This is a genomic window from Variovorax sp. OV700, assembly GCF_900099805.1.
Taxonomy (GTDB): Bacteria; Pseudomonadota; Gammaproteobacteria; order Burkholderiales; family Burkholderiaceae_C; genus Variovorax.
The window spans coordinates 492,186-506,083 of sequence record NZ_FNDR01000001.1; the positions used below are offsets into that span (position 1 = coordinate 492,186).

Genomic DNA, 13,898 nt, shown 5'->3' on the forward strand with positions numbered 1-13,898 from the left:
CACTAGGACTCGAAGTTATTTCGCGAGTTCGCTCACCAACCGGTACAGGAACTCGCGGCCGTCGTAGAGCCGCTGGATCTCGATGCGTTCGTCCAGCCCGTGGGCGCGTGCGTCCGCCGGATCGAGAAACATGCCCGTCACGCCATACATCGGGATGCCGGCGTTGCGCAAGAAGCGGCTGTCGGTGGCGCCGGTGCTCATCGCGGGCACCACCGGCACGCCCGGCCACATGGCCTGGGTCACCGACTCCACGGTCTTCACCAGATCGCCGTTCAGCGGCGAGGCGGGGCTGCGCATGGGCTTTCCGAGGTTGCGCACCACGATCTTGTCGTTGCCGACGGCCTGGGTCAGCAGGCGCTCGACTTCTTCCGGGTCGTCGTGCGGCAGGATGCGGCAATTGACCGTCGCCTTGGCCGATTGCGGCAGCGCATTCTCTGCATGACCGGCCTGCACCATCGTCGTCACGCAGGTGGTGCGCAGCTGCGCGTTGTAGGCGGGGTTGGCCGAGAGCCGCTCGATCACTGCGGCGTCGGGGTTGCCTGCGCCTATGGCGCGCATGTCGTCGGCCAGCTGGCCCGTGGCAAACGGCGCGCTGCGCGCGAAATAGGTCTTGGTGACGTCCGCCAGCTTGACCGGGAAAGCATAGTTGCCCAGCCGCTCCAGCCCCGCGGACAGCGCGTAGATCGGGTTGCTCTTGGTCGGCACCGAACTGTGGCCGCCCACGTCGCGCGCCTCGAGCATGTAGGTGGTGTACATCTTCTCGGCCACTTGCATGCGATGCAGGTTGGGCTTGCCGCCGCGCAATTCGCCACCGCCGCCTTCGTTGATGCCGAACTCCGCCTGCAGCAGCTCGGGCTTGTTGTTGATGAGCCAGAAGGCGCCGTTGCTCAGTGCGTCGCCGCGCTCCTCGTCGGCCGTCAGGGCCAGGATGATGTCGCGGCTGGGCTTGAAGCCTTCCTGCTTGAGCTGCCCCAGCACCGAGACCAGGGCCGAGGCCATGGCCTTGTCGTCGATGGAACCGCGCGCCGTGAAGTAGCCGCCGGTTTCCTGCAGCTTGAACGGATCGGACTTCCAGTCTTCACGCCTGGCCTCGACCACGTCGATGTGAGCCAGCAACAAGAGCGGCTTCTTGCTGCCGTTGCCCTTGAAGCGCAGCACCAGGTTGCCCTTCTTCGGGAACGGCTCGAAGACCTGGATGTCACCGGGCGCAAAGCCCGATTCGACCAGTCGCTTCTCCATGGCGCGCGCCGCCAGCGTGTTGTCCCCCACCGAATGGCTGGTGTTGATCTCGATCAACTCCTTGTAGATGTCGTGAAAGCGCTGCTGTTGGGGGGTCAGCGACGGCGTCGTCTGCGCCGATGCGGCCAGGCCGCACAGGGCCACGGAAAGCGCGAGCACGATTCTCGCAATACCAGGGGAACCAAGGGAAAGCGGCGAACGACGGGTCTTCATGCGCATGGTTTCTCGCTCCGGGATGTTGTGGTGCCGGCCAGCATACCAAGCAGCCGCACTGCCCCGACCCGCCGAAGCCGGGCACACTTGCCCCATGCAATGGGACATCTTCTGCAGGGTCATCGACAACCACGGCGACCTGGGCGTGTGCTGGCGGTTGGCCAGCCAGCTGGCTGCCCCCGGCGAGCGCGCGCGTCTGTGGATCGACGACGCCACGGCGCTGCACTGGATGGCGCCCGCGGGCTGCGACGGCGTGAGCGTGATCGACTGGCTCGACCCTGCCGTTGTGCGAAAGGCCGTGGCGGCCCCGCCGCCTGACGTGCTGATCGAAGCCTTCGGCTGCGATCCGGCACCCGAACTGATCGCGCGCTTCGCCGAGCCGCTTGCTGCCGGAGCGCCCGCCCGGGCCTGGATCAACCTCGAATACCTGTCGGCGGAACCCTATGTCGAGCGGCTTCACGGTCTGCCTTCGCCGATCTTCAAGGGACCGGGTGCGGGGCTGGCGAAACGCTTTTTCTATCCGGGCTTCACGCCCGCCACGGGGGGGCTGCTGCGGGAGCCCGGCCTCTTGGAACGGCAAGCGCATTTCGACCGCGCGCAATGGCTGGCGGCGCACGAAATTCCGTGGCAGGACGGCGAACGCCTCGTTTCCCTCTTCTGTTACGAGCCCCCCGAGCTAGCCCAATTGCTCGAACAGTTGGCAGCCGGCGCCGAACCTACACGGCTCCTGGTCACGTCCGGCCGCGCGGCGCACGCGGTGGGGGCCTTTTTTGCCAATCCGAAGCAGCCTGCAGGCCGCTCGCCGCAAGGGTTCGGTGCGCTGTCGATTTCGTACCTTCCCTACCTGACGCAGCCGGACTTCGACCATCTTCTGTGGACCTGCGACCTCAATTTCGTGCGCGGAGAAGATTCGCTCGTGCGCGCCCTCTGGGCCGGCGCCCCGCTGGTCTGGCAGATCTACCCGCAGGACGACGACGCGCACCACGTCAAGCTCGGTGCCTGGCTGGACTGGCTCGGGGCCCCGCCTTCCCTGCGGCAGTTTCACCACGCCTGGAACGGCTTCGGCGACGCCCCTCTGCCCGCTCTCGAAACTGGGGGGCCGTGGCGTGAAACCGTGCGGGCTGCCCGCGAAAAGCTGTGCCTCCAGGAGGACTTGGTCACGCAATTGCGGCATCTGGTCGCCGGAAAAAGCTAAAATAGTGGGCTTTGCGGATTTCGGCCCGGATTTACACAGATCCGAGATGCTGTCCGCCAAACCTGCCGCGGGACATGTACCGCGGGGCCAATAACGCCGACAAGCCGTTGCACCGCAACATTGCAAACGTCGCCGATGGCCCCGTGCACCGAGCGGCCAACATCCAGAGAACCTGATATGAAAATCGCTCAAGAAATCCGCGCCGGCAACGTCATCATGCACGGCAAGGACCCGATGGTCGTCCTCAAGACCGAATACAGCCGCGGCGGCCGCAATTCCGCCACCGTGCGCATGAAGCTCAAGAGCCTGATCGCCAACTTCAACACCGAAGTGGTCTTCAAGGCCGACGACAAGATCGACCAGATCGTGCTCGACAAGAAGGAGTGCACCTACTCCTACTTTGCCGACCCGATGTACGTCTGCATGGACACCGAGTACAACCAGTACGAAGTCGAAGCCGAAAACATGGGCGACGCCCTGAACTACCTCGAAGACGGCATGGCCGTCGAAGTGGTGTTCTACGACGGCAAGGCCATCTCGGTCGAACTGCCCACCAGCGTCGAACGCGAAATCACCTGGACCGAGCCGGCCGTCAAGGGCGACACTTCGGGCAAGGTCATGAAGCCCGCCAAGATCGCCACCGGCTTCGAAATCGGCGTGCCGCTCTTCGTTGCGCAAGGCGACAAGATCGAAATCGACACCCGCACGGGCGAATACCGCAAGCGCGTCTGAGCGCTTCCGGCCGGCTCGCCGGCGCATGGCAAAAAAGGCTCCGCAAGGAGCCTTTTTTCGTTGTTGGGCTTACCCTTCTGTCCATGAACAAAACCGCCAGCGTCCGCACCGAGATCGATGGGCCGGTCAGCACCATCGTCATGAACCGCCCCAGGCAGCGCAACGCGGTCGATCGCCCCATGGCCGATGCGCTGCGCGACGCCTTCGAGCGCTTCGAGGCCGACGAAACCCAGCGCGTTGCGGTGCTGTGGGGCGAGCATGGAACCTTCTGCGCGGGCGCGGACCTGGGCGCCGTCAGCGACCCGGAGCGGCGCAATGAACTCGATGCGGAAGGCGGCGGCCCGGGGCCGATGGGGCCGACCCGCATGGTGCTCGCGAAGCCGCTGATCGCCGCCATCAGCGGCCACGCCGTGGCGGGCGGGCTGGAACTCGCGCTGCTGGCCGATCTGCGCGTGGCCGAGGAAGACGCCGTGCTCGGCGTGTTCTGCCGGCGCTGGGGCGTGCCGCTGATCGACGGGGGCACGGTGCGGCTGCCGCGCATCGTCGGCATGGGCCGCGCGCTCGACCTCATCCTGACCGGCCGCCCCGTGGACGCCCGGGAGGCGAGCACTATGGGCCTGGTCAACCGCGTGGTGCCTCACGGCCAGGCCCGCAAGTCGGCCGAAGCGCTTGCGCGCGAGATTGCGTCGTTCCCTCAGCAGTGCATGCTGGCGGACCGCCATTCCGTCTACGCCCAGTGGAACCTGCCGCTGGCCGATGCGCTGCGGCAGGAGGGCCGGCTCGGCGTTCCCATGGTTGCCGCCGAAGGCGCGGCGGGCGCCGAGCGCTTCGTTCGCGGTGCAGGCCGGCACGGCGCTTTCTGAGCCGCCGGGCATGGCGGCCGCAACGCTGCACAATGCAGCGAGTCTTTCTGTCTGATTCCCCATGAACAATACGCACAACCTTCACGACAAACGCTTGGCGGATGCCTGGGCCACCCTCAAGGCGCACTCCGAAAAAGGCCTCCCGCTCGACCTCGACCCTTCGCGCCTCGCCTTTGCCGACCCGGAATTCCTGCTGCGCCGCGAAACTCGCGGCATCCGCATGCAACTGGAGCTGATGAAGCCCGACCTGGAGCAGCGCGCCCACGGCATCGAAAACACCGTGGTGGTCTTCGGCAGTGCGCGCTTTCGCAGCGAGGAAGAAGCAGCCGCGCTTGTGGCACAGGCCGAAGCCGCCGGCGACGCCGTGGCGGCCGAGCGCTGGCGGCGCCTGGCGCGCAGCTCGCATTACTACGAGAAGGCACGCGCCTTCGGCAAGCTGGTTGCGCAGTACAGCAACGACAAGGAGCCCCAGGACAAGCTGTTCGTCTGCACCGGCGGCGGCCCCGGGATCATGCAAGCGGCCAACCGCGGCGCCCATGAAGGCGGCGGAATCTCGGTCGGCCTGGCCATCGCGCTGCCCATGGAGGAGGAAGCCAATCCCTACGTCACGCCGGCGCTGAGCTTCAAGTTCCACTACTTCGCCATCCGCAAGATGCATTTCATGATGCGTGCGAAGGCGCTGGTGGCGTTTCCGGGCGGCTTTGGCACGCTCGACGAGCTGTTCGAGGTGATCACACTGGTGCAGACCAAGAAGTCCAAGCCGGTGCCGATCGTGCTGTTCGGCTCGGCCTACTGGAAGAAGCTGATCGACTTCGACTTCCTGGTCGAAGAAGGCGTGATCTCGCCGACCGACGTGAAGCTCTTCGAATACGTCGACGCGGCGGACGACGCCTGGGACGCGATCAAGCGCTTCTACAAGTTATAAGGGCGCCTTCAACCCCCAGCTGGCCCGCGCGCCCAGCGCGATGACACCGCCCACCACCCAGAAAACGCCCGCGATGCCGATCAGCGCACCGATCGATCCGAACAGCATCGGCATCGCCACGCTGGAGGCATTGATGGTCATGAGCCGCAGGCCCAGAGCCTCGCCGTGGCGTGCATGCGGGGTGATCTGGTGCAGCATGCTCATCACCATCGGCTGAACCGCCCCGAGCGCGAATCCCAGCACCACGGAGCACAGGCCCATGGTCCAGGCCGAGTCCAGCAGCGGGTAGACCGCAAACACCGCGGCCGTGACGATGGTGGAGCTCAGGATCACGCTGCGCTCCGAGGCGCGTGACGCGATCAGGGGCAACACCACCCGGATCACGGCCGCGGCGATGGCGAAAGCGCCGAGGATTGAGCCGATCACCGAGGCGCTGATGCCGCGGTCGTGCCCCAGCACCGGCAGCACGAAGGCATGCACGTCCCAACTCGACGACTGCAGCCAGTTCACGAACAGCAGGCGCCGGAACATCGGCTCGCGCAGCAGGTCCCAGGCCCGCGTGGGCGCAGCGCCTGCGACGGGCGCAATGCGCGGCGGCTCGTGCGCGCCACGCGCAAGCAGCCAGCAAGCGATCGGCAGCGCCGCCATGACCGCGAAGCAAACCCGGAAGGCCAGCATGTCCGCCGGCGCACGACCGGCATGGTCGATCAAGAGGCCCGCGAGGAACGGACCGACGAAATTGGCGGCCGCGGGCGCAATCGCCAGCCAGCTGAACACCCGCTTGAGCTGGTTGGCGTTGGTGGCGGAGCGGCCTACGTGGCGCTGCAGCGCGATCACGGTCGCGCCCGTGGCACCACCCGTGAGCAGCGCCGCAATGCACATGACAGGGAAGGTTGGAAAGACGAGCGCGAGGCCCGCACCCACCGAAGCCGCGATGACCGAAAGCCACAGTGGCCGTTTGAAGCCGTAGCGGTCGGTAAAGCGCCCTGCCGGCAAGGCCAGGAACACCTGCGTGAGCGCAAAGAGCGCTATCAACACGCCCACGGCCGCCGCGCTGTATCCCTGTTGCAGCGCCAGCAGCGGTGTTGCGAGCCGCATGCCGGCCATGGTGGCGTGCAAGCAGACCTGGGCGCCGATGACGCGCAGCAGTTCGGAGCCTTTCACGGGGTATCGTCGCCCTCGCTGTCCGCGGTGTCGGCCGTGGAAGGCAACAGCGCCTGGGACTGCGCCTCGGGCAGCGCCTCGACCTTGCGCAATGCAAGGCGCATCTGCTTGGCGCGCGTGTCGGCCTTGTCGAGCGTGTCGGAGGCCTTGGCCACCTGCTCCTTGATGCGCGAAACCCATTCGCCATAGCGCTCGAACTCGGTCTTGACCGCGCCCAGCACCTTCCAGACCTCGGACGCCTGGTGCTCCAGCGCCAGCGTGCGAAAGCCCATGTGCAGGCTGTTGAGCATGGCCAGCAAGGTGGTCGGTCCGGCCAGCGTGACGCGGTGCTGGCGCTGGATGGCGTCCATCAGGCCCGGGCGCCGCAGCACTTCGGCGTAGAGGCTTTCGACCGGCAGGAACAGGATGGCGAAATCCGTGGTGTGCGGCGCGGCCAGGTAGTTCTCGGCAATCGACCTGGCCTCGCTGCGTATGCGCGCTTCGAGCGCCTTGGCCGCAAGCTCGGCCGCGACGGCGTCGGCGCGCTCGTGCGCATCGATCAGGCGTTCATAGTCGTCGCGTGGGAACTTGGCGTCGATGGGCAGCCACACCGGGGCACCGTCACCGCCCCGGCCCGGGAACCGGATGGCAAAGTCGACGCGCTGGCCGCTGCGCGGCTTGGTCTCGACCTGCTTGGCGTACTGGTCGGGCGTGAGCACCTGCTCGAGCAGCGCTTCGAGCTGCACCTCCCCGAACACGCCGCGCGTCTTCACGTTGGTCAGCACGCGCTGCAGGCTACCGACCCCGACGGCCAGGGTCTGCATTTCGCCCAGACCCTTGTGAACCTGCTCGAGCCGGTCGGCCACCTGCTTGAAGCTTTCACCCAAGCGGGCTTCGAGCGTGCTCTGCAGCTTCTCGTCGACGGTCTTGCGCATCTCGTCGAGCTTGGCGGTGTTGCTCTGCTGCAGCTGCGCGAGCTGCGTTTCCATGGTCATGCGCACTTCGGCCAGGCGGCGCGCGTTCGACTCGCTCAGGCCCTGCAGCTGGGTGTTGAGCGTGTCGGCGAGAGTCTTCTGCAGGGAGGCGAGTTGCAGCGAGAAAGCGTCGAGCTGGGCATTCTGCGTGCGCGTGGCCTCCGCGCCCTGCTGCACCAGCGCCTGCTGGAAAGTGGCGAAGGCCTGACCGGTTTCCTGCCGCGCGCCGCGCGAGCTTTCGCCAATTTCATGGCGCAGTTCGCGCTCGGAGCGTTCGTTGGCGGCGCCTATGGCGGCCAGCACCGACAGCACCTCGCCGTGGTCAGGCTTGGGTTGCCGGCGCGCGAGCAGCCAGATCAGCAGGGCGAGCTGGACGACGGCGAGCGCAGCCAGCAAGAGAAGAATCAAGTCGGGAAGTTCCAAGATCGGATCGCCGCGTCGCTCATTGAAGATTCGTTATTTGCCGGTCAGTGGAACGGGCGTGACGGGCGTCAGCGGCCCCTTGCCGCTGAACCAGGCGATGAGGTTGTCGGCTGCGAGCTCGGCCATGGCGCGGCGCGTGGGCACGGTGGCGCTGGCAATGTGCGGCGTCAGCACCACATTGAGCACGGTCAGCAGGTCGGGGTGGACCTTGGGCTCGCCTTCGAACACGTCGAGCCCCGCCGCCGCAATGCGCTTCTCGCGCAGCGCCACGGCCAGCGCCGCGTCGTCGACGATGCCGCCGCGCGCGATGTTCACGAGCGTGGCGGTCGGCTTCATCAGCGCGAGCTCAGCCGCGCCAATGGTGTGATGCGATGCCGGCGAATACGGCACCACCAGCACCACGTGGTCGGCGGTCTTGAGGAGTTCTTCCTTGCCGACGTAACTGGCCTTGCATTCGGCCTCGAGCGCGGCGTCGAGGCGCGAACGGTTGTGATAGACCACGTTCATGCCGAAGCCGTGCGCGCCGCGCTTGGCAATGCCCTGCCCGATGCGGCCCATGCCGATGATGCCGAGCGTCGAGCCGTGGATGTCGGAACCCGCGAACATGTCGAAGCTCCACTTTTGCCACTTGCCTGCGCGCAGGAAGTGTTCGCTTTCCGTGATGCGCCGAGCTGTGGCCATCAACAATGCAAAGCCGAAGTCGGCCGTGGTTTCGGTGAGCACGTCGGGCGCGTTGGTGCCGAGCACGCCATGCGCGGCCATCGCATCGACGTCGAAGTTGTTGTAGCCCACCGCCATGTTGGCGCAGATCTTCAGGTCGGGGCAGGCGTCGAGCAGTGTGCCGTCGATGCGCTCGCTGCCGGTGGTGAAGGCGCCCTGCTTGCCTTGGAGCTTGGCGATCAGTTGCTCCTTGCTCCAGCTCTCGTCGGCCTGATTCGACTCGACCTCGAAGTGCTGCGAGAGGCGTTCGATGGTTTCGGGAAAGATCGCACGCGCGATCAGGATCTTTGGCTTGCTCATGATGTTTGCACTCAACGGAAGAAGATGAAGGTGGAAAGAACGAACAACGGAATGAGGATGGCGACGGACCAGCCCATGTAGCCGAAGAAGCTCGGCATGCGCACGCCGCGGCTCTCGGCGATGGCCTTGACCATGAGGTTGGGCGCGTTGCCGATGTAGCTGTTGGCGCCCATGAACACCGACCCGGCCGAGATGGCGGCCAGCGTAGTGGCGTAGGTGGTCATGAGCGTGGCCGCATCGCCGCCCGCGGTGTTGAAAAACACCAGGTAGGTCGGCGCGTTGTCCAGGAACGAGCTCAGGATGCCTGAAGCCCAGAAATACATGGCCGGATCAGGCTGGCCGTCGGGCTTTGTCACCGCCGCAATCACCGCCGCAAACGGCCCGTTCGCGCCGGCCTTGAGCATGGCGATCACCGGGACGATGGTCAGGAAGATGCCCGCGAACAGCTTGGCCACCTCGGCCATCGGACCCCATTCGAACTGGTTGTCGGCATGCACCTTGGCCGAAGTGGTCTTGAACGAGAGCAGCGTGATGGCGACTAGGCCCACGTCTCGCACCAGACCCGGCAGGCCGACGTGCGTGCCGAACATGTCGAAGCCCACGGGCGTTTTCCAGATGCCGGACAGAAGCACCAGAAAGACCACGCCGCCCAGCAGCCAGAAATTGGCCGCGCCGTCGAAGCCGACGCGGCGGGTGTCCGGCGTCGGGTCGATCGGCAGCACGCCCTCCTTGCGGTAGTGGTGGCGGTCGATGACATAGAACAGCGCGAGCAGCATGCCGACGAGAAACAGCGTTTCAGGCAGGATGTTTTGCGCCGTCCAGAAGAAGTCGACGCCCTTCAGGAACCCGAGGAACAGCGGCGGATCGCCCAGCGGCGTGAGCGATCCGCCAGCGTTCGACACGATGAAGATGAAGAACACCACCACGTGCGCCTTGCTCACCCGGTTGTCGTTGGCGCGGATCAGTGGCCGTATCAGCAGCATCGAGGCGCCCGTGGTTCCCATGAGGCTGGCAAGCACCGCGCCGATAGCCAGGATGGCCGTGTTGAGGCCGGGCGCGCCATGCAGGTTGCCTCGGATGTGGATGCCCCCGGCCACCGTGAACAGCGCGGTGAGCAGGATGATGAAGGGAATGTATTCCTCGACCAGCGCATGCACCAACTGGGATCCGGCCAGGGGCGCCCCATGGATCGCGGCAAAGGGAAGCAGGAACGCCAGCGCCCAGGCGGCCGAAATCTTGCCGTAGTGGTGATGCCAGACCGAAGGGGCGAGCAGCGGCATGAGCGCGATCGACAGCAGGATGCCTGCGAACGGAACGCCCCAGATCGCCGACAGCTTGCTGCCGTCGATTTCGGCGGCCATGGCAAGCGCGGGAAACATCATCGGCAGCACTGCGGCCGCCACCAGGCGAACTGTTTTTTTCATTGGGCCCGTACCGTACCAGACGAGCGTCAGGCCGGCGGCTGTTCGATCTCGAACACCTGGCGCAGGTAGGCCAGGTATTTTTCGTCCTCGCACATGTTCTTGGAGGGGGTGTCCGACAGCTTGGCCACTGGCTGGCCGTTGCAGGTGATCATCTTGATGACGATCTGCAGGGGTTCGTAGCCGAGATCGTTGGTGAGGTTGGTGCCGATGCCGAACGCCAGCTGGCAGCGGCCGCGGAACTGCTGGTAGAGCTCGACGGTGCGCGGCACCGTGAGGCTGTCGCTGAAGATCAGCGTCTTGGTGCGCGGATCGACCCGGTTGGCAATGTAGTGGGCCAGCATGCGCTCGCCCCACTGGAACGGATCGCCGCTGTCATGCCGCGCGCCGTCGAACAGCTTGCAGAAGTAAAGGTCGAAGTCGCGCAGGAAGGCGCTCATGCCATAGACATCGGACAGCGCAATGCCGAGGTCGCCCCGGTATTCGCGGGCCCAGCTCTCGAAGCCGAAGATCTGGCTGTCGCGCAGCCGCGGCCCGAGCCCCTGGCAGGCTTGCAAGTATTCGTGCGCCATGGTGCCCAGCGGAATGAGGCCGAGCTTCATGGCATAGAGCACGTTGCTGGTGCCCGCGAGCTGAGGCAGCCGCGCGCCGGGAGGGGCCTGCACTGGCGGCGAGGTGACGGCGCCGAGCCTTGCGTTCAGTGTACGAAGAACCTCTTCGTGCCAGTCCTTGGAGAAGCGGCGGCGGGTGCCGTAGTCGGCAATCTTGAGATCGGCCAGGCCGGCATCCTGCAGTTGCCCGATCTTGGTTTCCAGGCGCCGCCGGCCTTCTTCGAAGTCCGGCTTTTTCTGCGTGTTGCGAAAGTAGACCTCGTTCACGATCGCCAGCACCGGGATCTCGAACAGGATGGTGTGCAGCCACGGACCCTTGATGCGGATCTCGAGCTCGCCCGAGGGCTGGGGCGTGATGCTGATGTACTTCTCGTTGAGCCGGAACAGGCCCAGGAAGTCGACGAAGTCGCTCTTGATGAAGCGCATCGAACGCAGGTAGGTCAGCTCGGCGTCCCGGAACTGCAGCGAACAGAGGCTTCGCACCTCTTCGCGCATCTGCCCCGCGAACTGGGCCAGGTCGATGCCCGGGTTGCGGCACTTGAACCGGTACTCGACCTGGGCCCCCGGGAAGTGATGCAGGACGACCTGCATCATGGTGAACTTGTAGAGGTCTGTGTCGAGCAGGCTGTGAATGATCATGGTGCTGGTACGGCGCGCGTTGTCCCGGGCTTTTTCGGCGTGCGACCGATTATCACGGGCAGCGTCGGCTTGTGCCTACGGAGCCAGCACTGGGCGTCCTACCGTCAGGGTGAATAGGCCCCGCGACAGTGTGTTCACGGCGGCCATGGGCTCGCCGAATCAACCTTTCAAGGAGATTCGCATGAACAAGGACACCATCGAAGGCAATTGGAAACAGCTCAAGGGCAAGGTCAAGGAGCAATGGGGCAAGTTGACCGACGATGACTTCGACGTGATCGCGGGCAAGCGCGACCAGCTGCTCGGCCGCATCCAGGAGCGCCACGGCATCAGCCGCGACGAGGCCGAAAAACAAGTCAGGGACTGGGAGACGCGCGACGGCCGCACGCCGGACGCCCTCTGGTACGAAAAGTACTGAGACGCGGGGCACCCCAACGGCGGCCCCTGCCCTCCCAACCCTTATTCATTTCTTCTCAACCTCTAAGAAAGAACTCCAATGAAAAAACATCTGCTCATGATCGCTCTTGCTTCCACCTGCTTCATGGCCACCCAGGCCGGCGCGATGACCAAGGACGAGTACAAGGTCGCCAAGGAAAAGATCGAAGCCGACTACAAGGCCGACAAGGCCCAGTGCGACGCGATGAAGGACAACGCAAAGGACGTCTGCCAGAAGGAAGCCAAGGGCAAGGAAGACGTGGCGAAGGCCGAACTCGAACAGCAGTACAAGCCGAGCGACGCGCATGCCCGCAAGGTAGCCGAAGAGAAGGCGAAGGCCACCTATGAGGTTGCCAAGGAAAAGTGCGACGACCAGGCTGGTGATGCCAAGGCCGCCTGCGTGAAGCAGGCCAAGGCCGACGAAGCCCAGGCCAAGGCCGAGATCAAGGCCAAGAAGAAGACCATGTAAGGCCGCCGCGGTCCGAATGGCCGCGCGGAAAGGGAAACGGCGCCCTCTCGGGCGCCGTTTGTTTTGGGATCAAGCTTTCAGCGAGTCGACCACGCGTTGGAGCGCCTCGGGCAATGGCACCGGCCGCTGCGTGGCCCGATCCACGTACACGTGCACGAAGTGGCCTTGTGCGGCCGCGGTTTCCGCCCCCTCCGCAAAGAGCGCAATGTCGTAGCGCACGCTGGAGCGCCCGGCCTGGGCCACCCGGATACCTGCTTCCACCGTCTCTGGAAAGGCGATCGGGGCGAAATAGTTGCATTGCGTCTCGACCACGAAGCCGATCGTCTGCCCCTGGTGGATGTCGAGCGCGCCGCGCTCGATCAGCAGCGCATTCACGGCCGTGTCGAACCAGCTGTAGTAGACGACGTTGTTGACGTGACCGTACATGTCGTTGTCGGCCCAGCGCGTGGGGATGCTGCGAAACGCGCGGTAGCCGCCTCGGGCATGCGGCGTGGGTTTATTGGCGGAGCTCATCGCGCGGCATTTTGCCAGCGGCGCCAGTATTCAAAAGCCACCCTGAAGGTGCCGACTTGCACCTGCACCGTCTCGGCAATGTCGGTCGCGTAGCCGCCGGCCATGGCGAAGGCCAACGGAATGCGGCGCTGCCAGGCCCAGTCGAACACGCGCCGGTCGCGCGCCTCCAGGCCGTCGAAGCTCAGCTTGAGGCGGCCGAGCCGGTCGCGCTCGAAGGGGTCGGCGCCCGCCAGGTAGATCACCAGTCCGGGCGAGAAGCGCCGGTCGAGTTCGTCGAGCGCCTGTTCTAGGGCGGTGAGGTATTCGGCATCGCCGCAGCCATCGGGCAGCTCGACGTCGAGGTCGCTCGCCTCCTTGCGGAAAGGAAAGTTCTTCTGCCCGTGCAGCGAAAGCGTGAAGACGCTGGGGTCGTTGCGGAAGATGCTGGCCGTGCCGTTGCCTTGGTGCACGTCGAGGTCGACCACGGCCACCCGCAACTGCCGCCCGCTGCGGCCGTGCTCCGCCTGCATCAGCCGCGCAGCCACCGCGGCGTCGTTGAAGACGCAGAATCCCCCGCCCTTGTCGGCATGGGCATGGTGAGTGCCACCCGCCATGTTGGCCGCCACCCCGCCGGCAAACGCCGCGCGGCAGGCCGCGATGGTTGCGCCGGTGGAACGGCGCGAACGCTCGACCATCGCTTCGCTCCAGGGAAAGCCGATCTCCCGCATGGCGTGCGTGCTTACGCTGCCGTCGCTGACGGCGGCGATCCACTGGGGGGTGTGCGCCAGCGCCAGCTCGCCATCGGTGGCGCGGGGCGCCTGCTCCATCTCCACCGACGGCAGGTGCTCCAGCAGGCGGTCCCGCAGCAAGGCATAGCGGGACATGGGAAAGCGATGGCCCGGGGGCAGGGGCAGTACGAACTGGCCGGAATAGAAGGCGCGCATGCCAGCATTCTGGAGCCCGGGGCGAATTTAGAAAGTGTGTTCTAAATTGCTGCAAAGCAGCAAAACCCCCTTGATCGCAAAGCTGTGCTGCCTATACTTGAGGCCATGCTGCACCGCAACATAAACGACGAGGGGCAGCGCAACGTGAACCACCACCCATCCT

At 65.5% G+C, this 13,898-nt stretch carries 14 protein-coding genes; 6 read left to right on the plus strand and 8 right to left on the minus strand.

Features of this window, described 5'->3' with window-relative positions:
- Nucleotides 1-15: 15 nt before the first annotated feature.
- On the minus strand, nucleotides 16-1,458 hold the full coding sequence (locus tag BLR24_RS02270) for a M20/M25/M40 family metallo-hydrolase (RefSeq protein WP_093011945.1): 1,443 nt from the start codon (nucleotides 1,456-1,458) through the stop codon (nucleotides 16-18).
- Nucleotides 1,459-1,546: 88 nt separating this feature from the next.
- On the opposite strand from BLR24_RS02270, the gene earP reads away from it, so the two are divergent.
- The 4 genes from earP to BLR24_RS02290 all read left to right on the plus strand — a co-directional run bounded on the left by earP (nucleotide 1,547) and on the right by BLR24_RS02290 (nucleotide 5,167).
- Nucleotides 1,547-2,647 carry an elongation factor P maturation arginine rhamnosyltransferase EarP gene (gene earP / locus BLR24_RS02275; RefSeq protein ID WP_175543144.1) on the plus strand — a complete coding sequence of 367 codons (1,101 nt, stop codon included), beginning with the start codon at nucleotides 1,547-1,549 and terminating at the stop codon, nucleotides 2,645-2,647.
- Nucleotides 2,648-2,824: 177 nt separating this feature from the next.
- Nucleotides 2,825-3,379, plus strand: a complete 555-nt coding sequence (gene efp, locus BLR24_RS02280; RefSeq protein ID WP_093011949.1) for an elongation factor P — start codon at nucleotides 2,825-2,827, stop codon at nucleotides 3,377-3,379.
- 83 nt (nucleotides 3,380-3,462) lie between these two features.
- Nucleotides 3,463-4,242: a crotonase/enoyl-CoA hydratase family protein gene (locus BLR24_RS02285; RefSeq protein ID WP_093011951.1), complete on the plus strand. Its 780-nt coding sequence runs from the start codon at nucleotides 3,463-3,465 to the stop codon at nucleotides 4,240-4,242.
- Between the two features lie 61 nt (nucleotides 4,243-4,303).
- Complete coding sequence (locus BLR24_RS02290; protein WP_093011953.1) at nucleotides 4,304-5,167, plus strand: LOG family protein; 864 nt, start codon at nucleotides 4,304-4,306, stop codon at nucleotides 5,165-5,167.
- Here the strand turns inward: BLR24_RS02290 and BLR24_RS02295 are convergent.
- From BLR24_RS02295 to pncB, 5 genes are read right to left on the minus strand one after another with little or no spacing between them, the layout of a single operon-like run.
- Nucleotides 5,162-6,331, minus strand: a complete 1,170-nt coding sequence (locus tag BLR24_RS02295; RefSeq protein WP_093011955.1) for an MFS transporter — start codon at nucleotides 6,329-6,331, stop codon at nucleotides 5,162-5,164. The two genes, BLR24_RS02290 and BLR24_RS02295, sit on opposite strands and share 6 nt — an antisense overlap.
- The gene (locus BLR24_RS02300) at nucleotides 6,328-7,707 is read right to left on the minus strand and encodes a DNA recombination protein RmuC (RefSeq protein WP_254787134.1); all 1,380 of its coding nucleotides are present in this window, start codon (nucleotides 7,705-7,707) and stop codon (nucleotides 6,328-6,330) included. The genes BLR24_RS02295 and BLR24_RS02300 overlap by 4 nt, the downstream gene beginning before the upstream one ends.
- A 33-nt stretch (nucleotides 7,708-7,740) precedes the next feature.
- Nucleotides 7,741-8,727 carry a 2-hydroxyacid dehydrogenase gene (locus tag BLR24_RS02305; protein ID WP_093011957.1) on the minus strand — a complete coding sequence of 329 codons (987 nt, stop codon included), beginning with the start codon at nucleotides 8,725-8,727 and terminating at the stop codon, nucleotides 7,741-7,743.
- Between the two features lie 11 nt (nucleotides 8,728-8,738).
- Nucleotides 8,739-10,151, minus strand: a complete 1,413-nt coding sequence (locus tag BLR24_RS02310; RefSeq protein ID WP_093011959.1) for a sodium:proton antiporter — start codon at nucleotides 10,149-10,151, stop codon at nucleotides 8,739-8,741.
- Between the two features lie 26 nt (nucleotides 10,152-10,177).
- The gene (gene pncB / locus BLR24_RS02315) at nucleotides 10,178-11,398 is read right to left on the minus strand and encodes a nicotinate phosphoribosyltransferase (RefSeq protein ID WP_093011961.1); all 1,221 of its coding nucleotides are present in this window, start codon (nucleotides 11,396-11,398) and stop codon (nucleotides 10,178-10,180) included.
- 181 nt (nucleotides 11,399-11,579) lie between these two features.
- Here pncB and BLR24_RS02320 point away from each other — a divergent pair, with 181 nt between their 5' ends.
- Together BLR24_RS02320 and BLR24_RS02325 are read left to right on the plus strand one after the other, a co-directional pair.
- Nucleotides 11,580-11,813, plus strand: coding sequence for a CsbD family protein (locus tag BLR24_RS02320; RefSeq protein WP_093012771.1), 234 nt, complete (start codon nucleotides 11,580-11,582; stop codon nucleotides 11,811-11,813).
- Nucleotides 11,814-11,891: 78 nt separating this feature from the next.
- On the plus strand, nucleotides 11,892-12,299 hold the full coding sequence (locus tag BLR24_RS02325) for a hypothetical protein (protein WP_093011963.1): 408 nt from the start codon (nucleotides 11,892-11,894) through the stop codon (nucleotides 12,297-12,299).
- Between the two features lie 69 nt (nucleotides 12,300-12,368).
- Here BLR24_RS02325 and BLR24_RS02330 read toward each other — a convergent pair whose 3' ends face one another.
- Together BLR24_RS02330 and BLR24_RS02335 are read right to left on the minus strand one after the other, a co-directional pair.
- Nucleotides 12,369-12,812: an acyl-CoA thioesterase gene (locus tag BLR24_RS02330; RefSeq protein WP_093011965.1), complete on the minus strand. Its 444-nt coding sequence runs from the start codon at nucleotides 12,810-12,812 to the stop codon at nucleotides 12,369-12,371.
- A complete protein-coding gene (locus BLR24_RS02335; protein WP_093011967.1) occupies nucleotides 12,809-13,735 on the minus strand; it encodes a histone deacetylase family protein in 927 nt (308 codons plus the stop codon). Before BLR24_RS02335 ends, BLR24_RS02330 begins: the two co-directional genes overlap by 4 nt.
- Nucleotides 13,736-13,898: the final 163 nt, after the last annotated feature.